Genomic DNA, 14,791 nt, shown 5'->3' on the forward strand with positions numbered 1-14,791 from the left:
CGAAAGGGCCGGGCCTGCTGGCCAATCTCCACCCGCCGTTCACTGTTGACGCCGCCACCGTATTCGCGGGTAAACCCACTCTTACGCTGGATAGCGGCGCGTTCCTGTGCAGGTGCGGTCCCGCGTGGAAGGACCGGTACAGGATGAATACAAATGACTGCCCGGTCCCGGATGACTACGACAGCCTCCAAGGTGTAGCCTTGGCCGATACCCGCTTTCGTTGTGACTGACAGGAGCTTCCCATGCAGCATTACGTAACGCCCGACCTGTGTGACGCCTACCCGGACCTGGTGCAAGTGCTGGAACCGATGTTCAGCAATTTCGGTGGCCGCGATTCGTTCGGTGGCCAGATCGTTACCATCAAGTGTTTCGAGGACAATTCGCTGGTCAAGGAGCAGGTCGAACTCGACGGCAAGGGCAAAGTGCTGGTGGTCGATGGCGGGGGGTCGCTGCGCCGTGCGCTGCTCGGCGACATGCTCGCCGAAAAAGCCGCAAAAAACGGTTGGGAAGGCTTGGTGATCTACGGCTGCGTGCGTGATGTCGACGTGCTGATCCAGACCGACGTTGGCGTGCAGGCCCTGGCCAGCCACCCAATGAAGACTGACAAGCGCGGTATCGGCGATCTCAACGTGGTGGTCACCTTCGCCGGGGTCACCTTCCGCCCGGGTGAGTATGTATATGCCGACAACAATGGCGTGCTGGTCTCGCCAAGCCCGCTGAAAATGCCGGAGTAATGCGCCGCACGCGCTGATGGAGCTTTGATGTTCGAGGAAGACAACGCGCAGTGGGGGCTGGTGCATGCCCTGGTGCTCGATGGCAAAGGTGGCGCGCGCTCGATTGCCCGTACCGAACTGGACGACCTGCAGTTGCAACCGGAGCAGAGCCTGTGGCTGCACTGGGACCGCAGCCATCCGCAAACCCGTTCCTGGCTGCTGCACGACAGCGGCCTGAGCGAGTTCGCCTGCGAGCTGCTGCTGGAAGAAAACACCCGGCCGCGCCTGCTGCCCATGGCGGACGAACAGCTGTTGCTGTTCCTGCGGGGGGTCAACCTCAACCCGGGTGCCGAGCCCGAAGACATGGTTTCGGTACGCATCTTCGCCGAGGCGCAGCGGGTTATCTCGCTGCGCCTGCGGCCGTTGCGCGCCAGCGATGAAATTCTCCAGTTGCTGGAACAGGGCAGGGGACCGAAATCGGCCTCGGAACTGTTGTTGTTGATGGGTGAGTTGCTGACCGAAAAGGTCCAGGGCCTGGTCAGCGACCTGGCCGAGCTCGTCGACCTGGAGGAAGAAAAGGTCGAATCCGACGAGCGGTACACCCCGGAGCAGGGCAGCCTGCAGCAGATCCGCCGCCGTGCCGCTGGCTTGCGCCGCTTTCTCGCCCCGCAACGGGAAATCTACGCGCAGTTGTCGCGCAGCAGATGGAGCTGGTTCGCCAATGCCGACGCCGATTACTGGAATGAACTCAACAACAGCCTGATCCGCTACCTCGAAGAGCTGGAACTGGCCCGCGAACGCGCTGCGCTGGTACTGGAAAGCGAGGACCGGCGGCGTAGCGAGCGGATGAACCGCACCATGTACCGCTTTGGCATCATCACCTGCATCTTCCTGCCCATGAGCTTCGTCACCGGGCTGCTGGGCATCAATGTCGGCGGCATCCCCGGGGCGGAAAACCCTTTGGGCTTCCTGTCCGCCTGCATCGTCGTGCTGGGGTTGGCCGTGGGGCAGTGGTGGCTGTTCCGGCGGTTGCGGTGGGTATAGTTGTGCAATTTGAAACCTTCGTGCCAACAGGATGTGTGACCCGTCGCCCGGCCATCTCGTCTCTTGCTGACACTGCGCGAGGTGCCCATGCACGATCCGTTTGAAGAATCCCTGCGCGACCTGCTCAAGGCGTCACCCTCCGGCAATGACCGGGACGACCGGGACGACGCCGCTTGCCTGGGTCGCGTGCTGAAAACCGCCAACCGCCAGGTTGGCGCGGGTGATCTGTTCAGCCTGCTTGGCCGCTGGAGCCAGGCGCTGCTGATTGCCGTGAACAATGGCTCGGCGCATGTTGCGCCGGTGCGTCGACACTCTTCCCGCAACGCTGCCACCGGCAGCAAAGCAGATAAGGCCGATTGAATATGGAACTCGATCTCTGGACCCAGAGCCTGGTCACCGCGATGACTGCCCTTTGGACCAAGGTAGCGAACTTCATCCCCAACCTGTTCGGCGCGCTGGTCGTGGTGCTGCTCGGTTTCGTGGTGGCCAAGCTGCTCGACACGCTGCTGTCCAAATTGTTGGCCAAATTTGGCCTGGACCGCCTGATGGCCGGCACCGGCCTCACCAAAATGCTCGGTCGCGGCGGTATCCAGGTGCCGATCTCGACCCTGATCGGCAAGATCGTCTATTGGTTCGTGCTGCTCATCTTCCTGGTCTCGGCCGCCGAATCGTTGGGCCTTGAGCGGGTTTCGGCAACCCTCGACATGCTTGCCCTGTACTTGCCCAAGGTGTTCGGCGCGGCCCTGGTGCTGCTGGCCGGCGTGCTGCTGGCGCAGGTGGCCAACGGCCTGGTGCGTGGCGCTGCCGAAGGTATCGGCCTGGAATACTCGGCGGGTCTGGGGCGTATTACCCAAGGCCTTGTGATCATCATCAGCATCTCGGTGGCCATCAGCCAGCTTGAAGTGAAAACCGACCTGCTGAACCACGTCATCGTTATCGGGCTGATTACCGTTGGTCTGGCCGTTGCCTTGGCCATGGGCCTTGGCAGTCGCGAAATTGCCGGGCAGATCCTTGCCGGCATCTACGTGCGCGAGCTGTACCAAGTGGGCCAGCAGGTGCGGATTGGAGAGGTCGAAGGGCATATCGAGGAGATCGGTACGGTGAAGACGACGCTGCTGACCGATGATGGCGAAATGGTGTCGCTGGCTAACCGCGAGCTGCTTGAACAGCGCGTCAATAGCCGCTAACCGCACAAAAGCTGTTAATGTATGCCGCCGCGAAATTCGACCCACGGGGTCGCGCGGCGACATTGACCTGACTGTCGGCCAGATCCGTTTTGAATAAAGTTCATTCGCCGCCCATGCGCTATGACCCCCGCGAGCTCACAGACGAAGAGTTGGTGGCGCGTTCGCATGAGGAGCTGTACCACGTTACCCGCGCCTATGAAGAGCTCATGCGGCGCTACCAACGGACCCTGTTCAACGTCTGTGCGCGTTATCTGGGGAACGACCGTGACGCGGACGATGTCTGTCAGGAAGTGATGCTGAAAGTGCTGTACGGGCTGAAAAACTTCGAGGGTAAGTCGAAGTTCAAGACCTGGCTCTACAGCATCACCTACAACGAGTGCATTACCCAGTACCGCAAGGAGCGCCGCAAACGTCGGTTGATGGATGCCTTGAGTCTGGACCCTGTTGAAGAGGCGTCCGAAGACAAGGCTCCAAAGCCGGAAGAAAAAGGCGGGCTGGACAAGTGGCTGGTGCATGTGAACCCGATTGACCGGGAAATTCTGGTGCTGCGATTTGTCGCAGAGCTGGAGTTCCAGGAAATTGCCGACATCATGCACATGGGCCTGAGCGCGACGAAAATGCGTTACAAGCGCGCGCTAGACAAGCTTCGGGAGAAATTTGCCGGCCTTGATGAAACTTAGTGGCGTGCAAATATCTCTAACGAACCGGCGAGTTCTGCTAGACTCGCCGTCGAGTTGTCCCTCTTGTTTGTGGTGGGACTGCTTAACTATCACCAGATGGGGATTTAACGGATGAAATTGAAAAACACCTTGGGCTTGGCCATTGGTTCGCTTGTAGCCGCCACTTCGATTGGCGCTATGGCACAAGGTCAAGGCGCCGTCGAGACTGAAATCTTCTACAAGAAAGAATTCTTCGACAGCCAGCGCGACTTCAAGAACGACGGCAACCTGTTCGGCGGCTCGATCGGTTACTTCCTGACCGACGACGTTGAGCTGCGTCTGGGCTACGACGAAGTACACAACGCTCGTGGCGAAGACGGCAAGAACATCAAGGGCTCGAACACCGCCCTGGACGCCGTTTACCACTTCAACAACCCGTACGACGCCATCCGTCCGTACGTTTCCGCTGGTTTCTCGCACCAGTCGCTGGGCCAGACCGGCCGTGGCGGTCGTGACCACTCCACCTTCGCCAACGTTGGCGCTGGCGCCAAGTGGTACATCACCGACATGTTCTATGCCCGTGCCGGCGTAGAAGCTCAGTACAACATCGACCAGGGTGACACCGAGTGGGCCCCGAGCGTTGGTGTTGGCCTGAACTTCGGCGGTAGCCCGAAGCAAGCTGAAGCTGCTCCTGCTCCAGTTGCTGAAGTCTGCTCCGACTCCGACAACGACGGCGTGTGCGACAACGTCGACAAGTGCCCAGACACCCCGGCCAACGTTACCGTTGACGCCGACGGCTGCCCGGCTGTTGCCGAAGTCGTTCGCGTTGAGCTGGACGTCAAGTTCGACTTCGACAAGTCGGTCGTCAAGCCTAACAGCTACGGCGACATCAAAAACCTGGCTGACTTCATGAAGCAGTACCCACAAACCACCACCGTGGTTGAAGGTCACACTGACTCCGTGGGTCCAGACGCTTACAACCAGAAGCTGTCCGAGCGTCGTGCCAACGCTGTCAAGCAAGTGCTGACCCAGCAGTACGGCGTAGAATCCAGCCGTGTTGACTCGGTTGGCTACGGCGAAACCCGTCCGGTTGCTGACAACGCCACCGAAGAAGGCCGTGCTGTCAACCGTCGCGTTGAAGCTCAGGTAGAAGCCCAGGCCAAGTAATTGGTTTGAAGCTTCATGAAAAACCCGGCCTCGGCCGGGTTTTTCTTTGCCTGGGTTTTAACCGGCCCTGAAGGCCGCTCCTGCGGTCAGCCTGCGATTGCGATCCGCCCCACAGCCTGCTGCTCCCCAACCACCTCCCCAATCACCAGGATTGCCGGGCTACGCAAACCAAACGCCCGCGCAGCTTCCACCATTCCCTGCACATCGCTTCTGCACTCCCGCTGCTGCGGCAACGAGGCATTTTCGATCATCGCCACCGGCATTTCCGGCGCCATGCCCCCCGCCAGCAATCCTTGGCGCACTTGTTCCAGCCGCGCCACTCCCATGTAGACCACCAGCGTTGTCCCGCCCTGAGCCAAGGCCGCCCAGTTCAGCTCGCTATCGTCCTGGGTGTGCGCCGTCACCAGCGTCACCCCTCGGCTCACGCCCCGTGAAGTCAGGGGGATCCCGCATTGGGTGGCCCCGGCCAGGCCGGCGGTGATGCCATTGATCACCTCCACTTCGATGCCATGCCCTTGCAACCACAGCGCCTCTTCACCGCCACGGCCGAAAATGCAAGGGTCGCCGCCCTTGAGCCGCACCACGCAACGGCCCTGTTGCGCGTGGCGCAGCATCAGGCGCTGAATGAACGCTTGCGGTGTAGAGCGGCAGCCGCCGCGCTTGCCCACGGTCATTACCCGGGCCTGCGGGCAATGCTCGAGCACTGCCGGGTTGACGAGGTCGTCGACCATGACCACGGCGGCTTGCTGCAACGCACGCACTGCCTTGAGGGTGAGCAGTTCAGGGTCACCAGGGCCGGCACCGACCAGCCATACTTTTGCATTCATCAGCGTTTCCTCATCGGCAAGGCGCGTTCAGCCCTTGAGCAGGGTGAACAGCAGTATCAGATTGATCAGCAACGACAACAGGGCCAGGGTGCGCCACACCTTCAGCGGCTCGCGCTCCAGCAGCGGCCGGGGGCGACTGGGCAGTTCCTGGCGGTCGCCACGCTCGAGCAGCAGCAACCAGTGTTCGGCGGTTTCGAAGCGCTGCGTCGGGTCGCTCGCCACAGCCTGCAGCAGGTTGTGCTGCAGCCATTCCGGCAGGTCGGGTCGGTAGCGCGCGGCGTTGACCGGCTGGCCGAAGCGCGGGCGCTGGAAAGCCTCTACCTCGCCGTACGGGTAGTGTCCGGTCAGCAGGTGGTACAGGGTCACGCCCACTGCATACAAGTCCTGACGCGGGCTGGGCGGGTGGCCTTCGAATGCTTCCGGGGCGATGTACGAGGGCGTGCCCGGCAGCTCGTGCAGCGGGTATTCGGACAGGCCTGGGCAATAAGCCAGGCCGAAGTCCAGCAGGCGCAGCTGGCCATCACGGCCCAGGTGCAGGTTGTCTGGCTTGATGTCGCGGTGCAGCAAGTTGCGCCGATGCAGCACACCGACTGCCTGCAGCAGTTGCCGGGCGACTTCCAGCCATTGCGGCAGGGGCAGCGGGCCTTGTTCGGCCAGCAACGCCGCCAGGTTCTGGCCGGGATATTCGCGCATTACGTAGTACAGGTGCTGGCGCTGACTGGCGGCGTGTAGCTCGGGGAAGTGCCGGCCGGCGATGCGGCGCAGAAACCACTCTTCCAGCAACAGCCCTTGCGCCGCCCCCGGTTCCTGTTCACGTGCAGTGGGCAGGGTCTTGAGCAGCCAAGGCTGGTTCTGGCTATCGCGCACTTTGTACAGCAAGGACTGGCGGCTGTGCGCATGCAATGTTTCGACCTGCCAGCCGTCGATCACCTGGCCTTCGCGCAGCGCGCCGGGCACTGGCCATTGTTGCAGTTGCGCCAGGGTATCGCCCAGGTTGGCCGTGCCCAGTTGCTCGACTTGTACCAGCAAGGCGCTGGCGTTGTCTTTGCTGCCGTTGAGGTGGGCACTGGCCACCAGGGTGTCGGCGGCCAGTTGCAGGTCAGTTTGCTCGCGCAGCACGGCCTGGATGTGCTGTTCGCCCAGGCTGGCCCAGACCCCGTCGCTAAGCAGCAGAAAACATTCGCCCGGTTGCAGCTCGCCTTCCAGGTAGTCCACCAGCAGGTGCTGGTCCAGGCCCAGTGCCCGTTTCAGTACATGCTGCATGCCCGGTTGGTCCCATACATGGTCTTCGCTCAGGCATTGCAGGTTCCCCTCGTGCCAGCGGTACACCCGGCAGTCGCCTACATGGGCCAAGGTAAAGCGCCGGCCGCGCAACACCAGCGCGCTAAGCGTGGTCAGCAACGGCTGGCCGCTGCCCTGGGCGCGCAACCAGCGGTTTTGCGCCAGCAGCAGGCGGTCGAGGGCCTGGGCCACGCTCCAGGTGGCCGGGGTGGCGTAGTAATCCAGGGCCAGTGCCTGCAGGCTGGCGCGCGCCGCCAGGCCGCCGTCGGCACATTGGCTGACGCCGTCGGCCAAGGCGAACAGGTAGCCTTTGCTGGCGGCCAGTTCTGGTGCCGGCGTCACCAGGCGCAGGGCGTCCTGGTTTTCCGCGCGCGGCCCGGTGGCGCTGGCCTGGGCAAAGCTCAGTAGCAGGCTCATCGGCGTGCCTCAGACCCGCGCTGCAGTGACTGCAGCCGAGCCCCAGGTGGTGCGCCAGCGCTGTTTCACCCCGTGCAGGCCGAACCAGGCCAGCAGGCCCAGGCTGGCGAACAGCCACAGCCCCAGTTGGTAATCGCCAGTGTGCTGTTTGATGGTGCCAAGCCCGGCCGCCAGCAGGAAGCCGCCGATGCCCCCGGCCATGCCGATCAGGCCGGTCATTACCCCGATCTCTTGGCGGAAGCGTTGTGGCACCAGTTGGAACACTGCGCCATTGCCGGCACCCAGGCCGAGCATGGCGCTGACGAACAGCGCCAGTGCGGCTGCGGCAGAGGGCAGGTTGAAGCCGACTGCGGCAATGCAGATGGCGGCGACGCCGTACATGCCCAGCAGGGTGCGGATGCCGCCAAAACGGTCAGCCAGGGCGCCGCCGAGCGGGCGCATCAGGCTGCCGGCGAACACGCAAGCGGCGGTGTAGTAGCCGGCGGTGACCGGGCTCAGGCCGTACTGGTCACTGAAGTAGCCGGGCAGGGCACTGGCCAGGCCGATGAAGCCGCCGAAGGTAACGCTGTAGAAAAACATGAACCACCAGCTGTCACGGTCGCCCAGTGCCTTGAGGTAGTCGGCCATGGCTTTCGGCTTGGGCCGTTGCGGGGCATTGCGCGCCAACAGGGCGAACACCACCAGCGCCAGTGACAGCGGGATCAGCGCAAAGCCGAACACATTGTTCCAGCCAAAGCCCGCTGCCAGTGCCGGTGCCAGCAAGGCCGCGAACACCGTGCCGGAGTTGCCGGCGCCGGCGATGCCCATGGCCTTGCCTTGGTGCTGTGGCGGGTACCACTGTGAGGCCAGCGGCAGCGAGACGGCGAAGGACGCACCGGCAAAGCCCAGGAAAACACCTAGCAGCAGGGCCTGTTCATAGCTGTGAACGCCAAGGTACCAGGCTGCGGCGAGGGCGACGATGACCACCACCTGGCCGATCAGGCCAGCCGTCTTGGGCGACAGGCGGTCGACCAGAACGCCCATGGCGAAGCGCAGAATCGCCCCGGCCAGGATCGGCGTGGCCACCATCAGGCCCCGTTGTTGTGCGCTCAGTTGCAGGTCGGCAGCAATCTGCACCGCCAACGGGCCCAGCAGGTACCAGACCATGAAGCTGAGGTCGAAGTACAGAAACGCGGCGAACAGCGTGGGCACATGCCCGGATTTCCAGAAGCTGGCACTCATCGAACACCTCACTCGGTAGTACAACGGAACGAAAAAGACGCCGCTACCCGCTCCATGGGTGTGGAGGGGAGAGCGACGTCTTTGTCGGGATTCAAGTGGGGTAACCGCCGTTGGCTACCGGTGAAATTTGTTGAGCAAGAGATGGGCCAACTTCTGGTGGGGCTGGCTTGAGATTTTCAGCGCATCAGCCGAGCATCTCATGCATGGCAATGATCTGTTCGGCCACCTGGATCAGCTTCTGCTGCCGGCTCATGGCCTGGCGACGCATCAGGGTATAGGCCTGCTCTTCGTTGCAATCCTTCATCTTCATCAGCAAACCCTTGGCCTGCTCGATGCGCTTGCGTTCGGCCAATTGCTGGTCGCGCGCCAGCAACTGCGCCTTCAGTGCCTGGTCGCTTTCGAAGCGGGCCATGGCCACGTCCAGGATCGGCTGCAGCCGCGCAGCATGGATGCCTTCGACGATATAGGCACTGACCCCTGCCTGGATCGCCTGGCGCATCATCCCGGGGTCGTGCTCGTCCGTGAACAACACGATGGGCCGCGGCTGGTCACGGCTGACCAGCACTACCTGTTCCATCACATCGCGGTCTGGCGAGTCGGTATCGATCAGCACCACGTCCGGGCGCACCGTTTCGACGCAGGCGGGCAGGTCGATGGTCAGGTCTGGGGCTTCGATGATCTCGAAGCCGGCCTCACTCAACGCCGCCCTGAGGCGACCGAGCTTGCTCTGGGTGTCGTCGATCAGCAGGATGCGCAACATGTTCGTCCCCCTCACGCGCCGACACGGGCATCGGGCAGGTCGCCCAAGGCATGCAAGCTGAAACTGCGGGCATAGCCGAAGGGGTCGCTGCCGTCCCAGCGGGAGCCATCGATCAGCAGGCTGCTGCGCATCGGTTGGCCTGGGCAAGCGATGCCCAGGCTCTGTGCGGCCTCGCTGTACAACTGCAGTTGCTGGACATGCCGGGCCACGCCGAGGTAGTCGGGGTCTTCGCGCAGCAGGCCCCAGCGGCGGAACTGGGTCATGAACCACATACCGTCGGACAGGTAGGGCAGGTTGGCCCGGCCTTGGTCGAACAGGCGCAGGGCGTGTGGGTCTTGCCACTGGTTGCCCAGGCCATCCTCATAATGGCCGAGCAGGCGGGGGGCTATGCTGTCCAGCGGGGTGTCCAGGTAGGCGCTTGCGCTGAGCAGTTGCGCGGTGCTGCGGCGGTTTTCCGGGCTTTGCTCGATGAACCGGCTGGCGGTGAGGATCGCCTTGATCAGCGCACGGGCGCTGTTGGGGTATTGCTCGGCAAAGACGCGGGCGCAGGCCAGGACCTTTTCCGGGTGATCCGGCCAGATCGACTGGCTGGTGGCCAGGGTGAAGCCTTGGCCTTTGGCCACGGCGTCGGCGGCCCAGGGCTCGCCGACGCAGAAACCGTCAATGCGCCCGGCCTGGAGGTGTGCAGCCATCTGCGCCGGTGGCACCACTACGCTGTCGACGTCGCGCAGCGGGTGAATGCCCTGGCTGGCCAGCCAGTAATACAGCCACATGGCGTGGGTGCCGGTGGGGAAGGTCTGGGCGAACGTCAGGCGTGCGCCATGCTGGTGCACCAGACGCGCCAGTGCCTCAGGGTTGGTCACGCCCTTGCGCTGCAAGGCAGGGGACAGGTTGATAGCCTGGGCATTCTGGTTCAGCCCCATTAGCACGGCCATGTCGCTGGCAGGTACGCCGCCAATGCCCAGGTGCACGGCGTAGACCAGGCCATACAGGCAATGCGCGGCGTCCAGTTCGCCGCTGACCAGCTTGTCGCGCAGCCCGGCCCACGAGCCCTGGCGCTGGAGGTTGAGGGTAAGGCCGTGCTGCTGGGCAAAGCCCTGGGTGGCGGCGACCACGACCGAGGCGCAGTCGGTCAGGGCCATGTAGCCGATGTTCAGGCTGGTTTTTTCCGGCGCGTCGCTGCCGTTGACCCAGGCCAGGGGCGTTGCTCGGGGTACAGTGTTCACAAGAGTCCTCGCCCTTACTGATAAGGCTGTGGGCTGAACGGGTGCAACCGATGTGCCAAGCGCTCCACGATTTGCTGTCCTGTCAGCCCCGCGCTGGCTATAATCGCCCCCTCACTCACCCTGAGCCTTGCCCGCCCATGTATACCCTGGCCCGCCAGCTGCTGTTCAAGCTTTCCCCGGAAACTTCCCACGACCTGTCCCTGGACCTGATCGGCGCCGGTGGCCGTTTGGGCCTCAACGGCATGCTGTGCAAGCAACCGGCGTCATTGCCGGTTTCGGTCATGGGCTTGAACTTCGCCAACCCGGTGGGGCTGGCAGCTGGCCTGGACAAGAACGGCGCGGCCATCGACGGCTTCGCCCAGCTGGGCTTCGGTTTTGTCGAAATCGGCACTGTCACCCCGCGTCCGCAGCCTGGCAACCCCAAGCCCCGGTTGTTCCGCCTGCCGGAAGCCACGGCCATCATCAACCGCATGGGCTTCAACAACCTGGGCGTTGATCACCTGCTCGAGCGCGTACGCGCCTCGCGCTACAAGGGGGTGCTGGGCATCAACATCGGCAAGAACTTCGATACCCCGGTCGAACGTGCCGTCGATGACTACCTGATCTGCCTGGACAAGGTCTACACCGCCGCCAGCTACATCACGGTCAACGTCAGCTCGCCCAATACCCCGGGCCTGCGCAGCCTGCAGTTCGGCGACTCGCTCAAGCAGTTGCTCGACGCCCTGGCCGAGCGCCGCGAACAACTGGCCGGTGCACATGGCAAGCGCGTGCCCCTGGCAATCAAGATCGCGCCGGACATGAGCGACGAAGAAACGGCGCTGGTGGCCGCCGCGCTGATGGAGTCGGGCATGGATGCGGTGATCGCCACCAACACCACGCTGGGCCGTGAAGGTGTCGAAGCATTGCCGTACGGTGGCGAGGCGGGCGGCCTGTCGGGCGCACCGGTGCTGGAGAAGAGCACCCATATCGTCAAGGTGCTGGCAGGTGAGCTGGGCGGCAAGTTGCCGATCATTGCCGCTGGGGGCATCACCGAAGGCCGTCATGCTGCCGAGAAGATCGCAGCCGGGGCGAGCCTGGTGCAGATCTACTCGGGCTTCATTTACAAAGGGCCGGCGCTGATTCGCGAAGCGGTGGATGCTATCGCGGCAATGCCGCGGTAACCTCACCAGCCCGCCCCTGCAGGGGGAGTGTTGGTACAGCTGATGAGGTTTGCCAAGGCATAAAAAGGGCCCCTTCAAGGGGCCCCTGGGCCTTAGCCCGCCGCCCGGATGGGGCGTGCATGGTAAATCGAATTCAGTGTCCTCGTTCAGCCAACGGCGTGATTTTCGTTGAGTCTATGGATGCCAGCGGTGCCAGTCATTCCGTCCCAGTTATCACCGCGACCTTCACGCCAGCCGTTGATCCAGGCTTGGCGAACAGAAGGAAGATTGAAGGGGCAAAGTTCGCGGGATTTGCCGGTGACCCCGTATTGGTAGCCACGTGAATATGCTCTTTCCAACGGATCACGCTTAAGTCTTCTCATAGGGTGTTGCCCTCACTTGTTGACTGTAATGTCCCGTCGGCCTCTCCGAGGCCGGGCAGAGTCGTTCTGCCGGTTTGCGCTCGCTGCCGGCGTGGCGAGCTGAAAGTGCCGCCTCGTTGCGAAGCGGCCTGAGACCAGTTCTATCGAATGCGAGTCACGGTGTGAATGATCGATTTGTCATAAGCACGTAACCTTTCCAAGGGTGAGGGGATAAGTAAATAAATGCGACTCAACCTTATTTGGTGTTTAGCCCTGCAATGATCGGGGTTTGCCGTTCTTTGACGTCATTTCGCCAGCGTTGTTTGCGGATGACAGAAATAATTTGAAATGCGACGAAGGGTCACATTGGCCCGCAGATCGCCAGAATTACGCGTACTGCCTGATGATCTAAGCTGTCTTTGCCACTGGGCCAGGCACGGATCGGTCAGGCGGCCCGGCTTTTCTGCAGCGCGTTGTGTGCCGCAGAAAGCCACCCGCACGCCTGCTGGAAAGGTGTACGGGCAAACATCGCGGGGCGATGCGTCGCCCCGTCAGTCAAATAGCCCAAGGCGCTGGAATACTCATGTCGGACCGTTTCGAACTTTACCTCACCTGTCCCAAAGGCCTTGAAAGCCTGCTCGCCGAAGAGGCCAGGGGCCTCGGCCTTGACGAGGTGCGCGAGCACACCTCGGCCATTCGCGGCGCCGCCGACATGGAAACTGCTTACCGCCTGTGTGTCTGGTCACGTCTGGCCAACCGCGTATTGCTGGTGCTCAAGCGCTTCTCGATGAAGAACGCCGACGACCTTTACGACGGTGTGCACGCGGTCGACTGGGCTGACCACCTGGCAGCCGACGGCACCCTGGCTGTGGAGTTCAGCGGCCATGGCTCTGGCATCGACAATACCCACTTCGGTGCGCTGAAGGTCAAGGATGCGATCGTCGACAAGCTGCGTAACCGCGAAGGCCTGCGCCCGTCCGTGGAAAAGATCGACCCTGACGTGCGCGTGCACCTGCGCCTGGACCGCGGCGAGGCCATTCTGTCCCTCGACCTGTCCGGGCACAGCCTGCACCAGCGTGGCTACCGCCTGCAGCAAGGCGCCGCGCCGCTGAAGGAAAACCTGGCGGCGGCGGTGCTGATCCGTGCTGGCTGGCCGCGTATCGCGGCCGAAGGTGGTGCGCTGGCCGACCCGATGTGCGGTGTGGGTACCTTCCTGGTCGAGGCAGCGATGATCGCCGCCGATATTGCCCCCAACCTCAAGCGCGAACGCTGGGGCTTCAGTGCCTGGCTCGGCCATGTGCCGGCGTTGTGGCGCAAGGTGCATGACGAAGCGCAGGCGCGCGCGCAGGCCGGCCTGGCCAAGCCACCGCTGTGGATCCGTGGCTACGAGGCTGACCCGCGGCTGATCCAGCCGGGCCGCAACAACGTCGAGCGTGCCGGCCTTGGCGACTGGGTGAAGATCTACCAGGGCGAAGTCAGCACCTTCGAGCCACGCCCGGACCAGAACCAGAAAGGCCTGGTCATCAGCAACCCGCCCTACGGTGAGCGTCTGGGTGACGAAGCCAGCCTGCTGTACCTCTATCAGAATCTGGGCGAGCGCCTGCGCCAGGCCTGCATGGGCTGGGAAGCAGCGGTATTCACTGGTGCGCCGCAACTGGGCAAGCGCATGGGCATTCGTAGCCACAAGCAGTACGCGTTCTGGAACGGCGCATTGCCATGCAAGCTGCTGCTGTTCAAGGTGCAGCCTGACCAGTTCGTCACCGGTGAACGCCGCGAAGCGCAGCCTGAAGGCACCGAAGCCCGCCAGCAGGTGCCGCAGGCCAGCGAGCCCGCGCGGCTATCGGAAGGGGCGCAGATGTTTGCCAACCGCCTGCAGAAGAACCTCAAGCAACTGGGCAAGTGGGCCCGTCGCGAGCAGATCGACTGCTACCGCCTGTACGATGCCGACATGCCTGAATATGCCCTGGCGGTCGACCTGTACCAGGACTGGGTACACGTGCAGGAATACGCCGCACCACGTTCGGTCGACCCGGACAAGGCTCAGGCCCGTCTGCTCGATGCACTGGCTGCCATCCCGCAGGCGCTGGGCATTTCGCCGCAGCGTGTAGTGCTCAAGCGTCGCGAGCGGCAGAGCGGCACGCGCCAGTACGAACGCCAGGCTACCGAGGGCCGCTTCCAGGAGGTGAACGAAGGAGGCGTCAAGCTGCTGGTCAACCTCACCGACTACCTGGATACCGGGCTGTTCCTCGACCACCGCCCGATGCGTATGCGCATCCAGCGTGAGGCTGCCGGCAAGCGCTTCCTCAACCTGTTCTGCTACACTGCCACGGCCACCGTGCACGCGGCCAAGGGCGGTGCGCGCAGCACCACCAGCGTCGACCTGTCGAAAACCTACCTGGACTGGGCACGGCGTAACCTGGCGCTCAATGGCTATTCCGAGCGCAACCGCCTGGAGCAGAGCGATGTAATGGCCTGGCTGGAAGGTAACCGTGACAGCTACGACCTGATCTTCATCGACCCGCCAACCTTCTCCAACTCCAAGCGTATGGAAGGCGTATTCGACGTGCAGCGTGACCATGTGCAGCTGTTGGACCTGGCCATGGCCCGTCTGGCGCCGGGGGGCGTGCTGTATTTCTCCAACAACTTCCGCAAGTTCCAGCTGGACGAGCACCTGATGGCGCGTTACGTGGTGGAAGAAATCAGCGCCCAGACCCTGGACCCGGACTTCGCCCGTAACAACCGTATCCATCGCGCCTGGCGTTTGCAGCTTCGTTGAGGCGACGAGGTA

At 63.1% G+C, this 14,791-nt stretch carries 14 protein-coding genes and 1 pseudogene; 9 read left to right on the plus strand and 6 right to left on the minus strand.

From position 1 onward, the window contains the following. From QYE47_RS24075 to QYE47_RS24105, 7 genes and pseudogenes are all read left to right on the plus strand, one after another. Window positions 1-230 (plus strand): annotated as a pseudogene (locus QYE47_RS24075) (hypothetical protein); the annotation flags it as partial. Between the two features lie 12 nt (window positions 231-242). Further along, complete coding sequence (gene rraA / locus QYE47_RS24080) at window positions 243-734, plus strand: ribonuclease E activity regulator RraA (RefSeq protein WP_003248652.1); 492 nt, start codon at window positions 243-245, stop codon at window positions 732-734. Between the two features lie 27 nt (window positions 735-761). Beyond that, window positions 762-1,757 carry a zinc transporter ZntB gene (locus tag QYE47_RS24085; protein WP_070384162.1) on the plus strand — a complete coding sequence of 332 codons (996 nt, stop codon included), beginning with the start codon at window positions 762-764 and terminating at the stop codon, window positions 1,755-1,757. A gap of 87 nt (window positions 1,758-1,844) precedes the next feature. Then, window positions 1,845-2,117, plus strand: coding sequence for a hypothetical protein (locus tag QYE47_RS24090; protein ID WP_014591816.1), 273 nt, complete (start codon window positions 1,845-1,847; stop codon window positions 2,115-2,117). A gap of 2 nt (window positions 2,118-2,119) precedes the next feature. After that, window positions 2,120-2,944 carry a mechanosensitive ion channel domain-containing protein gene (locus QYE47_RS24095; protein ID WP_019437374.1) on the plus strand — a complete coding sequence of 275 codons (825 nt, stop codon included), beginning with the start codon at window positions 2,120-2,122 and terminating at the stop codon, window positions 2,942-2,944. Window positions 2,945-3,057: 113 nt separating this feature from the next. Then, the gene (gene sigX / locus QYE47_RS24100) at window positions 3,058-3,624 is read left to right on the plus strand and encodes an RNA polymerase sigma factor SigX (RefSeq protein WP_003248665.1); all 567 of its coding nucleotides are present in this window, start codon (window positions 3,058-3,060) and stop codon (window positions 3,622-3,624) included. Between the two features lie 111 nt (window positions 3,625-3,735). After that, on the plus strand, window positions 3,736-4,770 hold the full coding sequence (locus QYE47_RS24105) for an OmpA family protein (RefSeq protein WP_010953090.1): 1,035 nt from the start codon (window positions 3,736-3,738) through the stop codon (window positions 4,768-4,770). An 86-nt stretch (window positions 4,771-4,856) separates the two neighbouring features. On the opposite strand, the gene cobA is transcribed toward QYE47_RS24105, so the two are convergent. The 5 genes from cobA to QYE47_RS24130 form a co-directional block, all read right to left on the minus strand. Further along, a complete protein-coding gene (gene cobA, locus QYE47_RS24110) occupies window positions 4,857-5,597 on the minus strand; it encodes a uroporphyrinogen-III C-methyltransferase (protein WP_070384161.1) in 741 nt (246 codons plus the stop codon). A 27-nt stretch (window positions 5,598-5,624) separates the two neighbouring features. Beyond that, the gene (locus tag QYE47_RS24115) at window positions 5,625-7,295 is read right to left on the minus strand and encodes a bifunctional protein-serine/threonine kinase/phosphatase (RefSeq protein WP_019437376.1); all 1,671 of its coding nucleotides are present in this window, start codon (window positions 7,293-7,295) and stop codon (window positions 5,625-5,627) included. A 9-nt stretch (window positions 7,296-7,304) separates the two neighbouring features. Further along, window positions 7,305-8,516 carry a NarK/NasA family nitrate transporter gene (locus tag QYE47_RS24120; protein WP_012053187.1) on the minus strand — a complete coding sequence of 404 codons (1,212 nt, stop codon included), beginning with the start codon at window positions 8,514-8,516 and terminating at the stop codon, window positions 7,305-7,307. Window positions 8,517-8,700: 184 nt separating this feature from the next. Continuing rightward, window positions 8,701-9,276, minus strand: a complete 576-nt coding sequence (locus QYE47_RS24125; protein WP_003248677.1) for an ANTAR domain-containing response regulator — start codon at window positions 9,274-9,276, stop codon at window positions 8,701-8,703. Window positions 9,277-9,287: 11 nt separating this feature from the next. Further along, window positions 9,288-10,502, minus strand: coding sequence for a CmpA/NrtA family ABC transporter substrate-binding protein (locus tag QYE47_RS24130; protein WP_014591813.1), 1,215 nt, complete (start codon window positions 10,500-10,502; stop codon window positions 9,288-9,290). 137 nt (window positions 10,503-10,639) lie between these two features. Here QYE47_RS24130 and QYE47_RS24135 point away from each other — a divergent pair, with 137 nt between their 5' ends. After that, window positions 10,640-11,662 (plus strand): quinone-dependent dihydroorotate dehydrogenase, encoded by a 1,023-nt coding sequence (locus tag QYE47_RS24135; protein ID WP_014591812.1) that lies wholly within the window; start codon window positions 10,640-10,642, stop codon window positions 11,660-11,662. Window positions 11,663-11,808: 146 nt separating this feature from the next. On the opposite strand, the gene QYE47_RS24140 is transcribed toward QYE47_RS24135, so the two are convergent. Continuing rightward, the gene (locus QYE47_RS24140) at window positions 11,809-12,024 is read right to left on the minus strand and encodes a ribosome modulation factor (protein WP_003248687.1); all 216 of its coding nucleotides are present in this window, start codon (window positions 12,022-12,024) and stop codon (window positions 11,809-11,811) included. A 562-nt stretch (window positions 12,025-12,586) separates the two neighbouring features. Between QYE47_RS24140 and rlmKL the strand changes: the two genes are divergently transcribed. Next, the gene (gene rlmKL / locus QYE47_RS24145) at window positions 12,587-14,779 is read left to right on the plus strand and encodes a bifunctional 23S rRNA (guanine(2069)-N(7))-methyltransferase RlmK/23S rRNA (guanine(2445)-N(2))-methyltransferase RlmL (protein WP_014591811.1); all 2,193 of its coding nucleotides are present in this window, start codon (window positions 12,587-12,589) and stop codon (window positions 14,777-14,779) included. Window positions 14,780-14,791: the final 12 nt, after the last annotated feature.

The sequence above is a fragment of the Pseudomonas sp. 2,4-D genome, assembly GCF_030418155.1.
Lineage (GTDB): Bacteria > Pseudomonadota > Gammaproteobacteria > Pseudomonadales > Pseudomonadaceae > Aquipseudomonas > Aquipseudomonas alloputida.

Excerpts from the sequence above, each read along its gene's own strand:
- rraA (WP_003248652.1), top strand. The coding sequence starts at position 243 with ATGCAGCATTACGTAACGCCCGACCTGTGTGACGCCTACCCGGACCTG.
- QYE47_RS24085 (WP_070384162.1), top strand. The coding sequence starts at position 762 with ATGTTCGAGGAAGACAACGCGCAGTGGGGGCTGGTGCATGCCCTGGTG.
- QYE47_RS24090 (WP_014591816.1), top strand. The coding sequence starts at position 1,845 with ATGCACGATCCGTTTGAAGAATCCCTGCGCGACCTGCTCAAGGCGTCA.
- QYE47_RS24095 (WP_019437374.1), top strand. The coding sequence starts at position 2,120 with ATGGAACTCGATCTCTGGACCCAGAGCCTGGTCACCGCGATGACTGCC.
- sigX (WP_003248665.1), top strand. The coding sequence starts at position 3,058 with ATGCGCTATGACCCCCGCGAGCTCACAGACGAAGAGTTGGTGGCGCGT.
- QYE47_RS24105 (WP_010953090.1), top strand. The coding sequence starts at position 3,736 with ATGAAATTGAAAAACACCTTGGGCTTGGCCATTGGTTCGCTTGTAGCC.
- cobA (WP_070384161.1), bottom strand. The coding sequence starts at position 5,597 with ATGAATGCAAAAGTATGGCTGGTCGGTGCCGGCCCTGGTGACCCTGAA.
- QYE47_RS24115 (WP_019437376.1), bottom strand. The coding sequence starts at position 7,295 with ATGAGCCTGCTACTGAGCTTTGCCCAGGCCAGCGCCACCGGGCCGCGC.
- QYE47_RS24120 (WP_012053187.1), bottom strand. The coding sequence starts at position 8,516 with ATGAGTGCCAGCTTCTGGAAATCCGGGCATGTGCCCACGCTGTTCGCC.
- QYE47_RS24125 (WP_003248677.1), bottom strand. The coding sequence starts at position 9,276 with ATGTTGCGCATCCTGCTGATCGACGACACCCAGAGCAAGCTCGGTCGC.
- QYE47_RS24135 (WP_014591812.1), top strand. The coding sequence starts at position 10,640 with ATGTATACCCTGGCCCGCCAGCTGCTGTTCAAGCTTTCCCCGGAAACT.
- QYE47_RS24140 (WP_003248687.1), bottom strand. The coding sequence starts at position 12,024 with ATGAGAAGACTTAAGCGTGATCCGTTGGAAAGAGCATATTCACGTGGC.
- rlmKL (WP_014591811.1), top strand. The coding sequence starts at position 12,587 with ATGTCGGACCGTTTCGAACTTTACCTCACCTGTCCCAAAGGCCTTGAA.